The 21,634-nt window shown below is 56.1% G+C and carries 12 protein-coding genes; 4 read left to right on the forward strand and 8 right to left on the reverse strand.

Annotated elements, in window-relative coordinates:
• Window positions 1–157: 157 nt before the first annotated feature.
• The 8 genes from NYP16_RS10590 to NYP16_RS10625 all read right to left on the reverse strand — a co-directional run bounded on the left by NYP16_RS10590 (window position 158) and on the right by NYP16_RS10625 (window position 11,678).
• Window positions 158–2,872 carry a sensor histidine kinase gene (locus NYP16_RS10590; protein ID WP_274944110.1) on the reverse strand — a complete coding sequence of 905 codons (2,715 nt, stop codon included), beginning with the start codon at window positions 2,870–2,872 and terminating at the stop codon, window positions 158–160.
• Window positions 2,873–2,926: 54 nt separating this feature from the next.
• Entirely contained in the window at window positions 2,927–3,487 is a 561-nt protein-coding gene (kdpC, locus tag NYP16_RS10595) for a potassium-transporting ATPase subunit KdpC (RefSeq protein WP_274944111.1), read from the reverse strand.
• 11 nt (window positions 3,488–3,498) lie between these two features.
• Window positions 3,499–5,556 (reverse strand): potassium-transporting ATPase subunit KdpB, encoded by a 2,058-nt coding sequence (gene kdpB / locus NYP16_RS10600; RefSeq protein WP_274944112.1) that lies wholly within the window; start codon window positions 5,554–5,556, stop codon window positions 3,499–3,501.
• Window positions 5,557–5,574: 18 nt separating this feature from the next.
• Window positions 5,575–7,284, reverse strand: coding sequence for a potassium-transporting ATPase subunit KdpA (gene kdpA / locus NYP16_RS10605; RefSeq protein ID WP_274944113.1), 1,710 nt, complete (start codon window positions 7,282–7,284; stop codon window positions 5,575–5,577).
• Between the two features lie 20 nt (window positions 7,285–7,304).
• Window positions 7,305–7,394: a potassium-transporting ATPase subunit F gene (locus NYP16_RS10610; RefSeq protein WP_274944114.1), complete on the reverse strand. Its 90-nt coding sequence runs from the start codon at window positions 7,392–7,394 to the stop codon at window positions 7,305–7,307.
• Window positions 7,395–7,676: 282 nt separating this feature from the next.
• The gene (locus NYP16_RS10615; RefSeq protein ID WP_274944115.1) at window positions 7,677–9,470 is read right to left on the reverse strand and encodes a PHA/PHB synthase family protein; all 1,794 of its coding nucleotides are present in this window, start codon (window positions 9,468–9,470) and stop codon (window positions 7,677–7,679) included.
• A gap of 136 nt (window positions 9,471–9,606) precedes the next feature.
• Window positions 9,607–11,001: a sensor histidine kinase gene (locus NYP16_RS10620; RefSeq protein WP_274944116.1), complete on the reverse strand. Its 1,395-nt coding sequence runs from the start codon at window positions 10,999–11,001 to the stop codon at window positions 9,607–9,609.
• An 11-nt stretch (window positions 11,002–11,012) separates the two neighbouring features.
• Entirely contained in the window at window positions 11,013–11,678 is a 666-nt protein-coding gene (locus NYP16_RS10625) for a response regulator (RefSeq protein WP_274944117.1), read from the reverse strand.
• Window positions 11,679–11,916: 238 nt separating this feature from the next.
• On the opposite strand from NYP16_RS10625, the gene NYP16_RS10630 reads away from it, so the two are divergent.
• The 4 genes from NYP16_RS10630 to mgtA all read left to right on the forward strand — a co-directional run bounded on the left by NYP16_RS10630 (window position 11,917) and on the right by mgtA (window position 21,364).
• The gene (locus NYP16_RS10630) at window positions 11,917–13,104 is read left to right on the forward strand and encodes an efflux RND transporter periplasmic adaptor subunit (protein ID WP_274944118.1); all 1,188 of its coding nucleotides are present in this window, start codon (window positions 11,917–11,919) and stop codon (window positions 13,102–13,104) included.
• Between the two features lie 39 nt (window positions 13,105–13,143).
• Window positions 13,144–16,341 carry an efflux RND transporter permease subunit gene (locus NYP16_RS10635; protein WP_274944119.1) on the forward strand — a complete coding sequence of 1,066 codons (3,198 nt, stop codon included), beginning with the start codon at window positions 13,144–13,146 and terminating at the stop codon, window positions 16,339–16,341.
• A gap of 50 nt (window positions 16,342–16,391) precedes the next feature.
• Window positions 16,392–17,867, forward strand: a complete 1,476-nt coding sequence (locus NYP16_RS10640; protein ID WP_274944120.1) for an efflux transporter outer membrane subunit — start codon at window positions 16,392–16,394, stop codon at window positions 17,865–17,867.
• Between the two features lie 800 nt (window positions 17,868–18,667).
• Complete coding sequence (mgtA, locus tag NYP16_RS10645; protein ID WP_274944121.1) at window positions 18,668–21,364, forward strand: magnesium-translocating P-type ATPase; 2,697 nt, start codon at window positions 18,668–18,670, stop codon at window positions 21,362–21,364.
• The last annotated feature ends 270 nt before the right edge of the window (window positions 21,365–21,634 follow it).

A 21,634-nucleotide genomic window follows, 5' to 3' on the forward strand; every position in this document is an offset into this window, starting at 1 on the left:
TCGGTCGGTGTAATTACAGCAGGAACAGTGTCACATCCTCAACAGACCTGACAAGAAGACTGATGACAGGCACGGGTTGTGAGGTTTTTTTATTTCAATTGAACACATATTAATGTTCTCTAATTGTTCTAAATCCGGGACGGGCATGGGCAGGAGTTTATATTCCTTGGGCGTCAGCCGGTTCCTTGTTCGCATCTGTAAGTTTCGGTTGTTCTTCGAACGGCAGGCGGATGGTGAAGCGTGTCCCGCGTCCGCCTGCTATGGGGCTCTCGACCGTGAGGCTGCCATTCATAGCTTCGATAATACCCTTGGCGATGGATAATCCCAGGCCGGTTCCCGCTGTTGTGTGGTCCGTGTGTCGAATGCGATAAAACTTGTCAAACAGATGCGGCAGATGTTCAGGCGGCACTCCGTCGCCATCATCGGTGACGGAGATATCTATATAGAGATCCTGACGCAAGGCGGATACATCGATGGTCGTCATTTGCTGCGCATGTTTGATGGCATTATCGATCAGATTGACCAGCACCGTCTGCAATAGAACGTAATCGCTATGGATCATCAGCATCTCGGGTATGACGCGACGGATGATCTTGTAGGGATGACTGCGTGACCTGACCTGTTGCAGCGAGGAATTGATGATCTCGGACAGCATGATCCAGTCATGACGCATTTCAATGACTCCGGATTCGAGCCGGGTAATGTCGAGAAGATTGGTGACGAAATTTTCGAGCCGCTCGGTTTCTTCCTGAATGGTCGCAAGAAGCTCATCGCGGGCGGCATCGTTATAGCGCGTGGGAGCCTGGCGAAGGGCGGTCACCGACCCGAGTATCGAGGTGAGCGGCGTGCGCAGGTCATGGGAAACCGACGATAGCAGGACATTGCGGAAGCGTTCGGTTGCGGCGGCTGTTGCGGCTGATGATGCATCTTCGGCAAAGGTGATGCGTTCGATGGCTACGGCGGATTGATCCAGCATGGCGTCGAGGGTTGCGATGAGATCGGATTTGAGATCGATTTTCGTGCCTGTCCCTGTCTTGCGCATGCCGAAGACGCCGACCACACCTGATCCCGTGCGCATGGGGCGGAAATGCCAGGGGGCTGCGGGAAGGGTGTCGGTGCCGGTTCCCGCCGGTTCCGCATGGCTATATGTCCAGCGCGCAGCCGCTGTCGAGGCGGTATCCAATATATCGTCCGGAGGCCAGGCATAACGGATCAAAAGATCGTCATCATCGGAACCCTGTTCGGGCAGCAGCACCATGGTGGGCATCCCGCTCAGACGGTGGGCTTTAAGGACGACGGCATGCAAAAGCTCATTGGCGCTTTTTGCTGCGCCGAGACGGCGGGAAAAATCATACAGCAACTGTAAGGCGCTCATGCGGTCCTGTGCGGCACTGGCTTGATCCCGAACGCGTCCGGCCAGTGACCCGGAGGTGGCAGCAACAACAAGGAACACGAGGAGGGTGATAACATCGTGGAAATTGGCGATTTGGAGCGAAAACAAAGGAGTGGCGAAAAAGAAATTATAGATGCAGAAGGCGACGACGGCCGTGAACAGCGACGCCGTGCGGCCATGGCGAATGGCGCTATAAAGAACAATGGCCAGAAACAGCATGGACACATTCGGGTGCTGCCGCATGCTCGGCACCAGATAGGCTAAGCCGACGACCCCCGCCAGACCAGCCAATGAGGTCAGGATGCCCGGCCAGGTCGGGACATCAACCCATTTGCGGAAGCGGTATGAAAGACTTTTGCGCTTTTTGCTGGCCGGAGGTGCGGTCACCACATGAATGGCGATGCCCTCGCTTTTGCGTATCAGTTCCTGCACCAGGGAGCGGCCGAACAATTCGCGGATCCGGCTCCTCCGGGAGCGTCCGATCAGAATTTGGGTGACATTGTTGCGCCGCGCATAGGCCAGGATCTCCCCTGGCAGATCGAGGCCGATTAGCCGCTCGGTACGGCTCTGCAACCGCTCGGCCAGTGACAGCGCGTCCTCTATGGCGGCGGTATCTATGTCCGATATGGCGCCAGGTGACATATAGGCCGGTTCCACATAAATCGTGACCCAGGGTGCCTTCAACTGTTCCGCCATGCGGTTGCCCGCAAGCACGATGGCCGAGGCAAGTCCGTCGGGGCCGATGCAGACCATCAGGCGTTCGCTCGCGGGCCATGGGCCTTCAATCGCGCGGCTGCGCATATAGCCGACCATCTGGGCATTTACCCGTTCCGCCGTGCGACGGAGGGCAAGCTCGCGCAGGGCGGTCAGGTTGCCGGGCCGGAAAAACCCCTCCCGTGCCTGGGCGGCGAGATTGGCCACATAGACCTTGCCGTCTTCCAGCCGATCCGTGAGTTCAGCGGGGGTGAGGTCGACAAGCTCCACTTCATCGGCCTCGTCCAACACGCGATCGGGCACGGTTTCCTGCACACGCACGCCTGTGATGCGGGCGACCACGTCATTGAGGCTTTCGATATGCTGGACATTGAGCGTGCTCAACACATCGATCCCGGCCCGCAGCAATTCTTCGGCGTCTTGCCAGCGCTTGGGGTGGCGGCAGTCGGGGGCGTTGCTATGGGCCAGTTCGTCGAGCAGAAGCACTTGCGGCTTGCGCTTGAGCGCCGCGTCGAGATCGAATTCCTGCAAGTCATGGCCGTGGTATGGAATGATCCGGCGCGGCAGAACCTCAAGCCCTTCAAGCAACGCCTGGGTCTCGGCACGGCCATGGGTTTCGACGACGCCGACCGCCACGTCACGGTCATCGGCTTTCAGGCGGCGGGCGGTTTCGAGCATGGTATAGGTCTTGCCCACGCCGGGCGCCATGCCGAGAAAAATCGTTAACCGGCCGCGCCCCTCGCGGTCTGCCGCAGCGAGGAGCACATCCGGTTCCGGTCGGTTTGGTTCACCAGACTTTACCATGGGGGCATTATAGCATCAGTCCCGGTTCTCCCGGGCGTCCAAAGCGAGATTGAGGGTCAGAACATTCACACGGGGTTGGCCGATGAGCCCGAACGTTGCGTGCGTCACATTTTTCTGTACGAGGTCAGCGACGGCGGCGGGGGTCATCTTGCGTGCGACGGCGACGCGATCGATTTGTGTCATGGCAAAGGCGGGTGAAATATGGGGATCAAGGCCCGAGCCTGAGGTGGTAACGGCGTCCGCCGGGGCATGACCGCCGAGTTTGGCCACGTCGGCGGCCACTCGGTCATGCAGAACTTTCGAGGTCGGGCCAAGGTTGCTGCCGCTTGATGCGGAGGCGTCATAGCCATCATTGCCTGCCGCTGAAGGGCGTCCATGGAAATAGCGATCGGAGGTGAAGCGCTGACCGATCAGATGCGATCCCACCAGCTTGCCGTTGCGTTCGACAAGATTGCCCGACGCGGCCCCGGGAAACAGCGTCTTCGCGATTCCGGTGATAGCCAGGGGATAGGCAAGCCCGAGCAGCAGGGTGAACAGGATCAGCAGGACGAGCGCCGGTCGAAGGTGAACAAACATGGCAAAGTCCTCTATGCAAGGCCGAGGGTGGAGATGACCAGATCGATCGCCTTGATACCGATGAAAGGCGCGACGAGCCCACCAAGGCCATAGATCAGCAGATTGCGGCGCAGGATATTGACGGCACTTTCGGCGCGATATTTGACGCCCTTCAGCGACAACGGAATAAGGGTGACGATGATCAGGGCATTGAAGATCACCGCCGACAGGATAGCGCTTTGCGGTGTGGCCAGTTTCATCACATTGAGCGCCGCGAGCGCCGGATAACTGGTGACGAACAAGGCCGGCAGAATGGCAAAATATTTCGCCACGTCATTGGCAATGCTGAAGGTCGTGAGCGCCCCGCGAGTGATCAGCATCTGTTTGCCGATCTGCACCACTTCGATGAGTTTGGTGGGATCGGAATCGAGATCCACCATATTGGCCGCTTCGCGCGCGGCCTGGGTTCCGGTTTGCAGCGCCACCCCCACATCGGCCTGTGCCAGCGCCGGGGCATCATTGGTGCCGTCGCCGCACATGGCCACAAGACGCCCGCCGGATTGCGCCTTGCGGATATAAGTCAGCTTGTCCTGCGGTGTGGCTTCGGCGATGAAATCATCGACACCGGCTTCGGAGGCAATGGCTGCAGCGGTGATACGGTTGTCGCCGGTCACCATTACGGTTTTGATGCCCATGGCGCGAAGGGCGGCAAAGCGTTCGCGGATCGCTGGCTTGACGATATCCTTGAGGTGAATGACCCCCAAAAGCTGGGCTCCGCGCGAGACGGCCAAAGGCGTACCGCCAGTGCGCGCGATGCGTTCGACCGCAGTTGTGAAAGCGCTCGGGGCTTCAAAGGCGCGGCCGGTGGCGTCGCTCAGGGAGGTTATGATGCTGTCGACGGCCCCCTTGCGGATAGCGACGCCGTCGATATCGACACCTGAAAGACGCGTCTGGGCGCTGAATGGCACGAGCCGGGCGCGGGTCTTGTCGATGACAGGTAGCGCCGCCCCATGACGGCCGGTGGCCAGTTCAACGATGGATCGTCCCTCGGGCGTTTCATCGGCCAGCGACGACAGGAGGGCGGCCTCAATCAAGGTCTCTGACGAGACGCCGGGGACGGGGACGAATTCCTCAGCCATGCGGTTGCCAAAGGTGATGGTGCCGGTCTTGTCCAGCAACAGCGTATCCACGTCCCCCGCCGCCTCCACCGCGCGGCCTGATGTGGCGATGATATTGAAGCGCACCAGACGATCCATCCCGGCAATACCGATGGCCGACAACAGCCCGCCAATGGTGGTGGGAATGAGCGTGACGAGCAGAGCCACCAGAACAACCACAGACGGTGGTCGTCCGGACCAGGACGCAAGCCCCACAAGGGTGACCACGGCAATCAGAAAAATCAGCGTCATACCAGCGAGGAGAACATCAAGCGCCACCTCGTTCGGTGTTTTCTGGCGTTTGGCGCCTTCGACCAGGGCGATCATACGATCGATGAAGGTCTCCCCCGCCGAGGCGGTGATGCGCACCACGAGCCAGTCCGACAGCACCAGGGTGCCACCGGTGACGGCGGAGCGGTCGCCGCCGGATTCACGGATCACCGGCGCGGATTCACCGGTGATGGCACTTTCGTTGACGGAGGCGACACCCTCGGTCACCTCGCCGTCGGACGGGATGATTTCATTCGCCGACACCAGCACAAGATCGCCAGCCTTGAGGTCATGGGCATTGACGGCTTGGGTCTGCGACTTGTCGCCATTCAGAAGCCTTTGCGCGGTGATGTCCGATCGCAACCGGCGCAAGGCATCGGCCTGGGCCTTGCCCCGGCCTTCGGCAACGGCTTCAGCGAAGGTCGCAAACAGCACGGTGAACCAGAGCCAGGCAGCGATCTGCAAACTGAAGCCTGCGTTATTGCCGACCAGCAGATCACGAATGGCGAGGATGGTCACAAGGGACGCCACCACTTCGGTGACGAAAATGACCGGATTGCGGACCAGACGGCGGGGGTCCAGCTTGGCAACGGCTTCACGCGCCGCACGACCCAGAAAAGCGCCGGTGAACATGGAGGGTGAGGTCGCGGATTTGGCGATCATGGGTGCTGCCTCAAATAATCAGTACAAGTGACCGGCGGTCATGAGGAAATGTTCGACAATGGGGCCGAGGGCGAGGGCCGGAAAAAATTCAAGGCCACCAACGATCAGGATCACGCCGATCATGAGGCCGATGAACAGGCCGCCATGGGTCGGAAATGTGCCGGACGATTCCGGTGTCTTGAGCTTGGCGCCAAGCGACCCGGCCAGAGCCATCACCGGCACCACATAGCCGAACCGGCCGAGCAGCATGGCCAGCCCAAGGGTGGTATCATACCAGGGGCTGTTGGTGCTCAGCCCGGCAAAGGCTGATCCATTGTTGCCGGTGGCGGAGGAGAAGGCGTACAGAATTTCGCTCAGGCCATGCGGGCCGTGATTCAGGATGCCCGCGCGTCCGGCCTCGGTCACAATGGACAGCGCCGAAAACCCGAGAATGCTGAGGGGCAGGATCAGCAGCGCCAATATGGCCATCTTGACCTCATGGGCCCGGATCTTCTTGCCGAGATATTCGGGCGTGCGGCCGACCATCAAACCGGCGATGAAGACCGCAAGAATGGCAATGACGATAATGCCGTAAAGTCCCGATCCAACCCCGCCCGGCAGGATCTCGCCAAGCTCCATCAGCAGCATGGGCACAAGACCGCCTAGGGGGGTAAAACTCGCATGCATGGAATTGACCGCGCCGCAGGACGTGCCGGTTGTGGCCGCGGCCCACAAGGCCGTCATGGCGGTGCCGAAGCGGACTTCCTTGCCCTCCATATTGCCGCCCGCAGCATCGACGCCAAGCGACGCGAGGATTGGATTTCCCGAACTTTCGGCGGCATAGATCGCGGTGGTGGCGACCAGCAGCAGAATGGCCATGACGGAGAACAAGGCCCAACCCTGACGGCGGTCACCGACCAGACGGCCAAAGGTCACGGTGAGCGCGAAGGGCAGGGCGATCATGGCCCAGATTTCTATGATATTGGTCCAGGCGTTCGGGTTTTCGAACGGATGGGCGCTGTTGGCATTGAAAAAGCCGCCGCCATTGGTGCCAAGCTGTTTGATGGCCTCCTGCGATGCCACGGGGCCAAGCGCGATGGTTTGCCGTGCGCCTTCAAGCGTGTCTACCGTTGCATGGGCACTCAAGGTCTGCGGAACTCCAAGTGCGCCGAGTGCCAGCGCAACGACAATCGCCAGCGGCAGCAGGACATAAAGCACCACGCGCGTCAGGTCGACCCAGAAATTGCCAAGGTCGCGTGCGCTTGATTGCATAAAGGCACGGGTGACGGCGACAGCGAGCGCGATGCCGGTGCCCGCCGATAGGAAGTTATGCACCGCAAGACCAGCCATCTGGGAGAAATGGCTCATGGTCGTCTCGCCCGCGTAACTCTGCCAGTTGGTGTTGGTGACGAAACTGACTGCGGTGTTGAAGGCGAGATGGGGGACGAGACCCGGAAAGCCCTGCGGGTTGAGCGGTAACAGATCCTGATGACGCAACATTAAATAGAGTGTCAGAAAGCCCAGGCCATTGAACATGAGCATGGCGGCAACATATTGGCTCCAGCTTTGCTTGCGCGCCGGGGAAACGCCCGCGAGTTTATAAAAGCCAGCCTCGACGGGGCCCAAAACAGGATGCAAAAAGGTCCGCTCGCCTTTGAAAAGGAGAGCCATATGGGCACCAAGCGGCACAGCGGTCAGAACGACTAAGCCAAGAACAAGGGCGATCTGCACCCAGCCGAGGAGGGTCATTTTTTGAAGATCCCCATGTCTTATAAATTCTCAGCGCGGACAAGCACATAGATCAGAAAAATGAACAAACCGACAGCCGTCAGTCCGCCGAGGACGATATCGAGCGTCATGGGAGCCTCCCTCAAATACGCTGACAGAGAGCCGCGTAGCCTGCAAAAAGGGCGAAAGCGCCGCATCCAAGGATCAGGTAAATCAGTTCAGACATCGCAATAATCTCCAGCATTGTGGACTGCCGGGAGGCTAGGGCCGAATGATGCTAGGTTTCGATAGGGAACTGGGGACGCAACTATAAGGAAGCTGTAAAGACAGGAGGTTACTTCATCTGTCCGTGCAGGTGATCCTACATGAAATTGCTGGCGCGGTCACGCTTCCCTACTGATGGTATGCTAATCCTAATCCTGCAAGACATAGGTGCCGGGTGCATCGCCGAGCGGGAAATATCCGGATTTTGGTGCGCCGATGGCAGGGGGGCTAACCGGTTCGCCTGATTGTGCGGCGAGCCAGCTGACCCACTCCGGCCACCAGGACCCAGTCTTGTGCGGTGCCGTGGCCTGCCAGCTGTCAGGGTCGGTGTAACGGTCGACGCTGGTTCTGGCCATCACCTGGTAGCTATGCCCATTCTGCCCAGGCTCCGAGACGATCCCGGCATTGTGGCCGCCGCTGGTCAGCAGGAATGTGACGTCGGTATCCGTGAGTAAATGAATTTTATAGGCCGATCGCCAGGGAGCCACATGGTCATGTATGGTTCCGACAGCGAAGATCGGTGCGCGTATGTCGGAGAGGGCGACAATCTGGCCGTCGACCTGGTAGCGACCTTCGGCCAGGTCATTGTCGAGAAACAGACGGCGCAGATATTCGCTGTGCATGCGATAGGGCATGCGTGTGAGGTCGGCGTTCCAGGCCATGAGGTCAGTCATGGGCTTGCGTTCGCCATGCATATATTCATGGATGATATGAGACCAGACCAGGTCGTTTGAGCGCAGCAGCTGGAACGTGCCGGCCATCTGCTTGGTATCGAGAAACCCCTGCTCCCACATCATGTCCTCCAGGAAGGTGAGCTGACTGTCGTTGATGAACAGCATCAGCTCCCCGGCCTCGGTGAAGTCAGTCTGCGCCGCAAGCAGGGTGATGGACTTGATGCGGCTGTCCCCGTCACGGGCCATGGCCGCCGCCGCGATCGAAAGCAACGTGCCGCCAAGGCAGTACCCGACGGCATGCACTGGCTGGTCGGGGACAACAGCGGCGGTGGCGTCTAGTGCTGCCATTATGCCGAGTTTACGGTAGTCCTTCATGCCGAGGTCGCGGTCCCCGGGGTCCGGGTTTTTCCAGGAAATCATGAAGACGCTGAATCCCTGATCGGTCAGGTATTTGACCAGAGAATTCTGGGGTGACAGGTCAAGGATATAATATTTCATGATCCAGGCCGGGACGATCAGCACGGGTTCCGGGCGGACCTTGTCTGTGGTTGGCGCGTACTGGATCAGCTCGATCAGCCGGTTGTGGTAGATCACCTTGCCCGGAGTGACGGCCACGTCTCGTCCGACCACAAAGGCTTCGCTGCCGACCAGCTTCTTTCCGGAGACGACGCGTTGCCAGTCCTCCCAGAAATTCTGTGTGCCCCGGACAAGGTTCATGCCGCCTTGAAGAATGCTGTGGTGGAGCAGTTCAGGATTGGTCAGCAGGAAATTGGATGGTGAGATCATGTCAAGGAGCTGCCTCGACACGAACTCGATCATGCCTTCATGTTGTTTGGTGACGCCGCGTACGCCGGTGGTTGCGCTGTGCCACAATTGCTGCTGCAGGAGAAAATTCTGATAGATCAGATTATAAGGCCATTGCTGCCAGGCCTCGCCGGTAAAGCGTTTGTCCTGTGGCAGCGGGACAATGCAGGGCTCGCTGTCGTCCCCCCGGAAAGCGCAATGGGCCATTTGTTGAGAGACAGTGGTGCTCTTGTGAAGGCCCTTTTCCAGAATCTGGACCTGCTTGCCAGGCGAGGCCATGAGATGCACCGCCCAATCCATATAGGCAGCGATCAGCGCGGAGGGAGAGAGGCCGGCGGTAAAGCGCGCAACTTCAGCATGAAGCGTTCGATCCAGGACCTCTCCAAACGCGGTGACGCCATGGGAACCGTAGTCGGAAGAGGGTGTCCAGGAGGTTTCGCTCGTCCGCTCATAGGGGCTGGGCATGGCAAACTCCATCAGTCGGCTTGACGCAGTGCACTATATTAATATGCCGCAACGCAGCATATTTGTATAGGTAAACTACGGCAATATAATCAGGGAGCGCTCAGGATATTATTCTTGTCCGGCAGGCAGAAGCCGTTCAACCCCGGGGCGTTGCCTGTTTCAGGGGTGCCAATGGCAATTCCACCATGGCAACAGTTCCGGCCTTGTCTCCGCGGGGCAGCAACGACACCTGAGCCCCATGGGCTTCGGCAATTTCCCGGACAATGGCAAGGCCGAGACCAGATCCGTCTTGGCGGGTGTTCGAGCTACGATAAAAGCGCTCGAAAACTTTATCGCGCTCACGTTCATGAATGCCCTGACCCTCGTCAGTAATTTTCAGCTCGACCGTTTTTTCTGTTCTTTCAAGTTGTATGACTATGGTCGTGCCTTGGGGGCTGTAGCGAATTGCGTTGTCGATGAGATTACTAATCATCTCGCCGAGCATGACCGGATCGGCAAGTACAATCAGATTGGATTCAATCGTTGTCGTGAGTGTTATATTTTTTTCAGAGGCGAGATTCTGATGATCCTGAACCGTCGCAGCCAGAACTGCACTCATGTCCACAGCCACATGGGTAACCGGAATTCCTGGCTCCGCCCGCGATAATGTCAAAAGCTGTGTAACCAGTCGCGACGTGCGCAATATGGAATGATGCAATTGGGCCAGGGCAGGTGGGACCTGCTCGGGCGGAACGTCCATGATCTCTGCTTCGATGATGGCGCGCATGCCGGCGACGGGGGTCCGCAATTGATGGGCGGCATTGGCAACAAAACGTTTTTGAAGAGCGAAACTGCTTTCAAAGCGCTTCATCAGATTGTTGAAGGCAGTAATGAGCGAGCGAATTTCTATCGGCGCATTTGAAACGAACAAGGGTTGAAGATCAATGGCTGTCCGGCGATCGACGGCTTCTGAGATGCGCTGAAGGGGTTTGAGCGCGTGCTTCACCGCAATAAGTACGACAATCAAGGAGAGTATCAGATAAATCGCCAAAGGCAGGATGCTTTGCCGGAGAATTTCTCCCGTCATGACCTGTCTTTTTTTCCTCGTTTCCGCGACCTGAACGATAACGGATTGCAGGCCATCGCCCTGGGGCGTGATCTTGGCCGCTGCTATGCGGATGGTTTGCCCGTTATAAAGACTATCATAATAGATAGGGGCTGCGGATGTCGGCATATGATCCATCAGGGCGGGGAGAGCAGACGTACCAGCCAGCGTTTCTCCATCCATGGAATGAACGGAGTAATAAACTTTATCTAGCGGATCGACTTCGAGCATGCGTCGCGCCACGGCGGGCAGATCAACGCTCACTTCGCCATCATTGGAGCGGACGAGGACCCCAAGTGTCAGAACGCTATCATAGAGTGCGCGATCATAAACTGTATTGGCAATATGAAGGCCGGTGAAATAAGCATTGACCCCATCTCCGGCCAATAATGTGATCAGGGGAAGCAATAGCCAAATCAACAGGGTCCGGCGAATTGAGTGCTGCATGGTGATGTTCCCTAATCTCTTTCCATGAGATAGCCGGCGCCACGTATGGTCTGGATGGTAATGCCATAAGGCGCCAGTTTTTTCCGCAGCCGGAAGATCGAAACCTCTATGGCATTCTCGCCCAATTCATTGTCCCAATCACTGAAGCGGTCGATCAGATCGGACTTGTGCACGATCTGACCGGATTTGCGCATGATCAGTTCAAGAAGAATGAACTCCCGTGGCGTCAGTTTGAGAAATTTGTCCCCTGCTTTGGCTATTTGGCTTGCCGTATCCAGGGTCAAAACCCCATTACGTAATACAGCCGTCTCTCCACCAAGGCTGCGCCGTAGCAGCGCGCGTATGCGGGCTGTGAGTTCGGTCATTGCAAAGGGCTTGACCAGATAATCGTCTGCTCCGGCATCGAGGCCGGCGACCCGGTCTTCGATACTGTCCCGGGCTGTCAGGATCAGGACCGGCGTATCAATTTTCCGGTGCCGAATTTGACGCAACACTCCGAAGCCGTCCATTTTCGGCAGCCCGAGATCGAGAATTATCAAGTCATAGCTCTGGGTCAGCAGCATATGCTCGGCGGCGATACCGTCACCGGCAAGATCAAGCTTGTAGTTCAGTTTTCCGAGAGCAAGTGAAATTCCAAAACCAAGATCGGCATCATCCTCGATCAATAATATGCGCATTGGAAAACTCTAATTTAAGCAGGCAGTTGATCCCTCATACCAGACGAACGATCGCAGGCCGGTGACTGAAGATAACAAAAAATCTCTGACTCAGGTTCTGTAAGCGTTCTGTAAGGTCGCCCGTGTATCTTACACACGCTTTTGAACAGCGGGGCCGATGAAACACTATAATCCTCTAATTTATATACCAAATTCCTGTTTGACGGTCAGCAGGAAAGGCTGATGTGGGTGGAAAATTATGAAGACGGCAGTCTCGAAAAAATTTCTGATGGCCGGTGTGCCTCTTGCCGCCTTATTTGTCATTATTGTCTTCTACCTTTTCGATGGAGGAGACAAGCAGGACCTGGATCAAGAGGCGGAAAAAATCTCCGCTGATCAGAACAGCGTCACGATCAGCGATCTTCAGAAAAAAACCATCAAACTGATGCCTGTCGGAATGCGTGATTTTGTGCCACAGAGCAGCGCCGTTGGTTATATCGACTTCAACCAGGACAAGACCGTTCAAGTCTTTACTCCCTGGGCAGGCCGGATCAAGGAGATCCATGTCAAGGCGGGAGATGAGGTCAAAAATGGTCAGCCTCTTTATATAATTGACAGTCCGGATCTCGGCCAGGCGGAAGCAAATCTGATTGCGACCGAAGGCGCGTTGCAGATGACTGCGAAGGCGCTAAGTCGGGTTCAGAAGATGATGGAGGGCCAGGCCGCGGCGCAAAAGGATCTGGACGAAGCGATCAACGAGCATCAGACCGCAGAGGCAAATTACAAAGCCGCACGAGATGCTGTGCGCATTTTTGGAAGGTCCAATGCCGACATCGATAAAATTCTCGCCACCCGACAGGTCAGTGGCGATCTAATCATAAAAAGTCCGTTATCCGGCCGGGTGACGGCGCGCAATGCTGCGCCGGGATTGTTGGCTCAGCCGGGCGATCAGCCTGCGCCCGTGGCCGTTGCCGACCTGTCCAGTATCTGGATGGTCGCGAACGTTTCCGAAAGCGACCTGCCGAGATTGAAGCTTGGTCAGCCTGTTTCGGTTGCAGTCACAGCCTTGCCGGGGCGGAGTTTTCCGGGCGTCTTAAATTACATTGCCGCCGCCGTTGATCCGGCCACACATCGGATTACGGTGCATTCCGAAATCCCCGATCCGCACCATGAATTGCGTCCGCAAATGCTGGCGAATTTTGTCATCGATACGGGTGATATCAAACATTCTCCTGCGGTTCCGGACAATAGTGTCGTGTGGGAAACCACGGGCGCGATGACGGTTTTCGTGACCCGCGACGGACGTAAATTTGAACGGCGAGCGGTCAAGCTGGGCCTGAAGCAGGCTGGCTTTTATCAGATTGTCGAGGGGCTGTCCGAGGGTGAGCAGATCGCCTCTGACGGAGCGCTTTTTCTGAGCAATGCGATCTCTCTCAAGTCGCAATAATCACCAGTCAATTATCGTTATATTTGTGAAAGATGTATCGTGCTCAGAGGCCTTATTTCATTTGCGCTCTCTCGCCGGCCCATAATTCTGGTCGGGTTAGCCGCCTTCATAGTTGCCGGGCTTGTGGCCTATTCGCGTCTGAATATCGAAGCCTATCCCAATCCGGCGCCGGTGATCCTCGAGATCACGGCGCAGGTTGCAGGCCTGTCGGCCGAAGAGATGGAGCGGTCTTACACGCGGCCTTTGGAAGTGGGCCTTGCGACCACGCCGGGAGTGGATAATATCCGCTCCACATCTTTTTATGGTCTAAGCTTTATTCGTGTGACGTTTAAATATGGCGTCGACTATCACTTTGCCTACACGCAAGCGGCCCTTCATTTACAACAGAATGTCGCACTGCCCAACAATGTGCAGCCGGAGATCCAGGCCTCGAGCCTTGTCGGTGAAATCTACCGCTATCAGCTGGTTGGACCGCCGCATTATAGCCTGACTGAATTACGCTCCTTGCAAGATTGGGTGGTGACACGCCGGTTGCTGACCGTGCCGGGCGTTCAGCAGGTGGTGACCTGGGGCGGAACAACCAAAGAGTATGACGTTGACGTCGATCCGCACAAGCTGCAAGGCTATAACGTCACTCTGCCGCAGGTTATCGAGGCCATTGGCAATGCCAATACGAACGTGGGCGGACGCACCGTCAATATTGGTGAACAGTCGATCAATATTCGCGGCCTTGGCCTGATCCGCGATACGGCGGATATTGCCAATATCGTCCTGAGTGAAGCGAACGGCACTCCGGTTCTGATCAAGGACGTGGCGGAGGTCAAGATCGGTCACGTCCCGCGCCTCGGTAAAGCGGGTCGTGATGACGAGGACGATGTGGTGACCGGCGTCATTGTTATGAACCAGTTGCAGAAAACCAGCGACATCGTTGCCGTGGTCAAGGCCGAGGTGGAGACGATCAATAGAGATGGTACATTGCCAACTGGCGTGAAGATGGTGCCGATCTATGACCGTTCGACTCTGGTCGACGTGACGACACATACGGTTCTGCACAATCTTCTTTTTGGCTGCCTTCTGGTTTTCTTCATTCAGTGGATTTTTCTCGGAGATTTGCGCAGTGCGGTGATCGTCTGTGCGAGTATCCCCTTTGCCCTGTTCTTCAGTATCATCATATTGGTGCTTATGGGTGAATCAGCAAATCTTCTATCCGTCGGAGCCATTGATTTTGGGATTATTGTCGATGCCGCTGTTATTCTGGTGGAAAATATATTCCGAAATTTTCAGAAAAATCACGACGAACAGTTGCATCGCCTGGATGAGCAAGCCCAGGCCGATTTTGATGTCTCCGGAACCAAGATGGCCAGGCGGGGTTGGTCAAACCGGCTGCGCTTGATCTATGTGAGCAGCAAGCAGGTGGATCGTGCGGTTCTATTTTCCACCGCCATTACGGTCGCAGCATTCATCCCGCTTTTCACCATGCAGGGTGTCGAAGGGCAAATCTTCAGCCCGATGGCCCGGACCTATGCCTATGCGCTGATTGGCGCGCTGATTGCGACCTTTACCATTACGCCGGTCCTCGCGTCCTTTCTTCTGCCGAAACATATCAAGGAAACAGAAACTCTGGTCGTACGTGCCATCCGCCGGGTATATATACCAGTCCTTGATTGGGCGCTTGAGCAGCGCAAGACCACGGTTGGCATCGGAGTTGTTTTTCTGGTTCTGGCAGGTTTTCTGTTGCCACGGATTGGTACCGAGTTTCTGCCGGCGCTTGAGGAAGGGAACCTTTGGATCAGGGCCACGATGCCGACCACCATCTCTCTTGAAGCCGGGATGGACAAGGTCAATCGCATGCGTCAGATTTTGAAAAATCACCCGGAAGTTCTCACCGTAGTCTCGCAACACGGTCGGCCGGATGACGGGAGCGATGCCTCGAGTTTTTATAATGTCGAGTTGTTTGCCCCGCTCAAACCCTTCAACAAATGGCCTGCAGGTGAAACCAAGGAAAAGCTGGTTGAAACGCTTCAAAAAGAATTCGCTGCCGAATTTACCGGAATAGAATTTAATTTCTCGCAATATATCCAGGACAATATCCAGGAAGGTTTGTCAGGAGTTAAGGGAGCCAATTCTGTCAAAATTATTGGTCCCGATCTCAAGGTTCTGGAGAGCCTCGCGGATCAAGTCTATGACGAGATGCGCAAGATTGACGGTGTCGCGGACCTTGGGGTGTTTCGTGTACTTGGTCAGCCAAATCTCAATATCGCTATCGATCGTGAGAAAGCGGCACGCTATGGCCTCAATACGGGCGCCATCAATACTGTTATCGAGGCGGCGGCCGGCGGCGTGCAGGCCACCACAGTTCTTGAGGATGATCGCTTTGTCGACCTGAGTGTGCGTTTCGCACCGGAGCATCGATCGAGCATTGAGGCGGTTTCAAAAATACCGGTCGGCTATGTGTCGCCATCCGGTGCTACGGCCTATATTCCCTTGGATCAGTTGGCGACCATATCTGTCGATACGGGGGCATCCTATATCTATCATGAACGTAACCAGCGTTATATTCCTGTGAAGTTCAGTGTTCGCGGGCGTGATCTTGGTGGCACAGTGGCTGAGGCGCAGGCGCGCATTCAGCAAAACGTGGCTCTGCCCGAAGGCTATCGTATCGCCTGGGCGGGAGAGTTTGAAGAACTGCAACTGGCCAAATCCCGTCTGATGATGGTTTTGCCGATCGCGATCGGGATGATCCTGTTTCTGCTTTATACGCTGTTCAATTCATTGCGTGACAGTCTGCTGACGCTGGCTGCAATTCCGTTCGCGATTGCGGGAGGAATCATTGCGCTTTATCTGACGGGGCTAGCGCTCAGTGTCTCGGCGGCTATTGGATTTGTGTCCTTGTTCGGTGTCTCGGTGATGAATGGAATTCTGATCCTGACATATTTCAATCACCTCATTGCCGAGGGCAAAGATCCTTTGGGAGCCATGCGACAAGCGGCTGAACAGCGCATGCGGCCGATGCTCATGACATCCTTGTCGGCCTGCATCGGTTTGCTGCCTGCGGCATTATCCACAGGCATCGGCAGTCAGGTGCAGCGTCCGCTTGCGACCGTGGTGGTTGGCGGCATGCTGATCGGCCCCATCATGCTTCTGATTGTTGCGCCGGCACTTCAAGTTATGGTGCTGAAATGGTCGGAAAAGCCGCTGAAAAAAACACCAGGTCCAGTCATCAATGATGAGATCTGATCAGTCTTGCGATGGTGCGGTCATCGCGCCAGCTTCTGACGAGTAAGAACATGTCCTATAAAACCAGACTTCTTTATTGTTCAAAGATGCTCGGACGGTCGGGTGCAGTTGCTGGAATTCTTCTGACAGCGGGTTGTGCTGTCGGGCCGGATTTTCACCGGCCAGATGCGCCTAAGGTTGAACACTATACGCGGGAACCGCTGAGCACGACCGTTGCTGTGGCAGTTCCGGGGGGCGCAGCGCAGCAGTATAATTCCACCGTGGCTTTACCGCAGGAATGGTGGACCTTGTTTGGATCTCCGGCCCTTGACGAGCTGGTGGCTCAGGCGTTTGCGCATAATCCAACCATCGACAGTGCCAAAGCGGTTTTGCGCCAGGCTCAGGAAAATTCGGCGGCACAATTCGGCAATTATTTTCCGACTTTGGCGGGAGACTATTCAGCCACCCGACAACGAGAGGCGGTTGGAACCATTTCGCCGACCTTGGCGTCGGAACGCCCACTCTTTACCTTGCATACCGCACAATTGAGCGTGAGTTACATGCCTGATGTGTTCGGCCTTAATCGTCGGACGATGGAATCGCTGTCGGCTCAAGAGGAAATGCAGAGATTTCAGCTTCAGGCGGCGTATCTCGCGCTGGCTTCGAATGTGGTGAGCGCAGCTATTCAAGAGGCGGTCCTCAGCGCTGAAATTTCTGCCACAGAAAATATGATTGAAACGAGTGCGCATTTTCTGAAGGTGCTGAACCGGCAAGCTGACCTCGGGTTCGTTTCTCCTCTCGATGTAGCAAATCAGGAAGTTGCGCTAGCCCAGGTGCAGCAAACTTTGCCGCCCCTGCAAAAACAACTGGAGCAAAATCGCAATTTGCTGGCGATTTTGACCGGACGGTTGCCGTCTGAAGGTGGCCTTGAGAGGATTGATCTCGATACCCTTCAGTTGCCGCAGGCCTTGCCTGCCACTATCCCGTCGTTGCTGGTTCAACATCGGCCGGATGTTCGCGCGGCCGAGGCACAAGTGCATAGCGCCAGCGCCAATGTCGGGGTTGCCGTGGCCAGTCGTTTGCCGCAGTTTTCGATTTCCGCCATTTGGGGAGGGACGGCAACACAGTTTGATAAAATGTTCGCGGACAGTAACAAGTTCTGGTCCATTGGCGGATCGCTCACCCAAACGATCTTCGATTTCAATTCTTTAAAGCATCGCCAGCGCGCGGCGGAAGCGGAATTGAAAGATGCCATGGCGCAATATCGTATGGCTGTTCTTGTTGCCTTTCAAAACGTGGCGGATGCGATGTATGCGCTTGATGCCGATGCTAAATCATTTGCGGCCTCTGTTGTGGCCGAAACGGCATCGAAGAAAGCGCTGGATCTTACGCGCGTTCAACTTGATGCGGGCGATGTCAATATTTTGGCGCTGCTAACTGCACAGACAAGTTATCAGGAAGCAAGGATTAGCCGAATTCAAGCTTTGGGCGAACGTTATCTTGATACGACGGCGTTTTTCCTGGCTCTCGGCGGGACATGGGAATGATGAGGGAAGCCGTTTTTACGAGTTTTCTTTGCCGATTGACAGGCACTCAGATCAGCCCTGTTTTTTTGCTTGACGATTGTGTGTCAGAGGGGTATCCGGGCTAAGCCTAAGTGGCCGCGTGAGCGCCGGGCATCAGTCATTACAACGAGAGAAAAATGGATAGCCACCCTAGTAGAGGCGCCCGACTTTGGGCGCCGCTTAAGAAACAGAGGATTGCTCCCGGCTTGCGCTGGGTGAGCAGCGGCGTTCGGACCTAGGGTCGCCACTTGTTCACCTCCGCCCGCCGTAAGGGGGCCAGGAGGTAAACAACATGAAAACTTTTTCCATCTCATCGTGTTTTAACCGGCTTCGTAAGGATGCCGTGCTCGTTCCAGTACAGGGTCTCCCTCGCGTTTCGGCTCTGCCGCGCTTGACGGGGAGGCATCGGCTGACATGCCGCTGGACGCTCAATCTACCAACTGGAAATCTCGCATGCCGCTGGGCGATGAGTGCTGTCGTTTCCGATGCGGAGGGTGATAGTCCTATTGCGGTTGAGCGATCTTTCCTTCGGGCTCACCACAATAGCTACAATTTCCGTGCAGCAGCTTAGCAGATCATTTGGTAAGGAGACCAATCATGGACGAAGGGCCTAGATGCGGCGCTGTTCCGGACTGCGATACCGGAACAGCGACCGCTTTTCTGTCGCAAGTTACAACGAATAGCTGCACGACCAAGCACCAAGGCAGAGCAACCCACGCGGCAAACGCATAGGGGATCTACCTTGCTGCATGTCGCGCAGACAGTAGCAAGGTAGATCCCAAATGAAGACCAATCTCCAAATCCGCCATGACCGTGCTGAGAGGGGCAGGGAGGACTCCGCACTCTCATTGCGGGCTGTGCAGGAGGCACAGAACGGAATCGCGGATACTCTGGCGATCCTCAAAACAAGGGCCCGCGGCTTGACAGAAGCCGAGGCCCAGGTCCGGCTTGATCAGAACGGGCCAAATGAAACAGCACATGAAAAAGCACCGCATTGGATGGTGCAACTGCTTGCCACGTTCAAAAATCCTTTCATTCTTGTATTGGCGTTGCTGGCGGCGATTTCGATTTATCTGGAGCCAGACGATCTCATCGGGCCGATCATTATCGGCACAATGATTTTTCTGAGCGTTACGTTGCGATTCTGGCAGGAGTTTCGCTCAAGCCGCGCGGCTGAGACGCTTCAGGCGATGGTGCGCACCACTGCAACGGTTCTGCGTCGCTCAAGCCCGGATACGACGGGCGACTGGCGTGAGATTCCCATGCGCGAGCTCGTGGTCGGGGATATCGTGCGCCTTGGGGCTGGGGATATGATCCCGGCCGATGTGCGGCTGATCGAGTCGAAGGATCTGTTTGTCAGTCAAGCTGTGCTCACGGGCGAGTCTATTCCGGTAGAAAAATATGACACGGTCGGTGCGGTTGCCGAGAAATCGGCATTGGCTATTTCCGCATCAGATGCCGGCCCTCTTGATGTCAGCAACATTTGCTTCATGGGCACCAATGTGGTCAGCGGGCAAGGCTGCGCGGCTGTGGTTGCGACGGGGCACAACACGTATTTTGGCTCGCTGTCGAAGGCGGTTGTTGGATCGAGGCCTGAAACCTCCTTCGACAAAGGCGTGAAAAGTGTCAGCTTTCTGCTGATCCGGTTCATGCTCATCATGGTGCCGATCGTGCTTGTCATCAATGGCGTGGTCAAAGGTGACTGGGGCGCGGCGCTGATGTTCTCCTTGTCGGTTGCTGTCGGTTTGACGCCGGAAATGTTGCCACTTGTTGTCACCGCAAACCTTGCCAAAGGTGCCGTCGCCATGTCGCGCCGCAAGGTGATCGTCAAACGGCTTAATGCAATTCAGAATTTCGGTGCTATGGACGTGCTGTGCACCGACAAGACCGGGACCCTGACCCAGGACAAGGTCATTCTGGAAACGCATCTCAATGTGGACGGGGTGGCGGACGACCGTGTGTTGCAATTGGCTTGGCTGAACAGTCAGCATCAGACCGGCGTCAAAAATCTGCTCGATGTGGCCGTCCTTGATTATGCCGAGGCCCATAAGGGGCGCAAAGGGATTAAACGCCCGCTGCATTATCGCAAGATTGATGAGATGCCGTTCGATTTCGTGCGCCGGCGCTTATCTATTGTGGTTGCCGATAAGGAAGATGCCCATCTGCTGGTTTGCAAAGGGGCTGTTGAGGAAATGCTTTCGATCTCGACCTTCGTTGAAGACCAGGACGGGATTCGACCGCTTGATGCGGAGCTGCGGGCCAAGATTCTTGCCCGTGCGCAGGCGCTGAACGAGGATGGTCTGCGTGTCATTCTGGTTGCCACCCGTGAGTTTGCGTTAGCCGAAACGAAAGCAGCTTATTCGCTTGAGGATGAGGCGGGGCTAACGCTTCATGGCTTTCTCGCGTTCCTCGATCCGCCAAAGGAAACCGCACAGGCCGCAATCGCTGCGTTGCAGGGGCATGGCGTGGTGGTGAAAATTCTGACCGGTGACAATGCCGTGGTCACCACCAAGATCTGCCGCGAAGTGGGGCTGGACGCCGGGACACCAGTTCTCGGCCGGGATATTGCCAGGCTTGATGAGGCTCAGCTTGCCGAATTGGTTGAAAGGACGACGGTCTTTGCCAAGATGTCACCGCTCGATAAGGCGCGTGTGATCAAGGCGCTTCAATCAAAAGGTCATACCGTCGGTTATCTCGGTGATGGCATCAATGACGCGCCCGCGCTTCGGGATGCGGATGTGGGCATTTCGGTCGATACCGCAGCGGATATTGCCAAGGAATCCGCCGATATCATCCTGCTTGAAAAGAGCCTGATGGTGCTGGAAGAAGGCGTCATCAAGGGCCGTGAAACCTTTGGCAACATCATTAAATACATCAAGATGACGGCGAGTTCGAATTTTGGAAACGTGTTCAGTGTTCTGATTGCATCGGCTTTTCTGCCCTTTCTGCCGATGCTGCCAATCCAGTTGCTGATCCAGAATCTCGCTTATGAAGTCTCGCAGCTGTCGCTGCCCTGGGATAAAATGGATGAAGACTATCTGGCGAAACCGCGGAAGTGGCGGGCGGATGACATCGGATGGTTCATGGTCTTTATCGGACCGATCAGTTCCATCTTCGATATCTCGACCTTTGCTCTGATGTGGTATGTGTTCGAGGCGAATACGACAGGCGCGCAATCGCTGTTTCAGTCCGGATGGTTTATCGAGGGCTTGTTGTCGCAGACCCTGATCGTTCACATGATCCGCACGCGCAAGGTGCCGTTCTTCCAAAGCACAGCGCCCTTGCCGGTGATGCTTATGACCGGGCTTGTGATGGCCGTGGGGATCCTCATTCCGTTCTCCCCATTTGGCAGCATGATCGGTCTTGAGCCGTTGCCCTGGGCCTATTTTCCCTGGCTGGCGGGAACTTTGATCAGCTATTGTGTGCTCATGCAATTCGTCAAAACCCTTTACATACGTCGCTTTTCTACCTGGCTCTGAGGATGATGATGGGCTGAGGCCAGTTCTGAAAGCTGATCACCCATGCATGCCCCGGTCGAAAGGCCGGGGCATGCATTTTTGGGAGCTAGCCGAGGCGTGCTCAACCAGAACGTTACCGCGTTGACCGCCAAGGCTGGTAAACCTGATCAGTTGCTGATCGGGCCACACCTCAAGGCATAGCGAACCGCATCAATAATTTGAAAAATGGGCATAATCTGCATGGCAGCCGGTACCCACTTGCGGATCGGATTAACGAATTCCGAGTCTAAA

Origin of the sequence: Govania unica, assembly GCF_027920805.1 — a bacterium.
GTDB classification, from domain to species: domain Bacteria; phylum Pseudomonadota; class Alphaproteobacteria; order Sphingomonadales; family Govanellaceae; genus Govanella; species Govanella unica.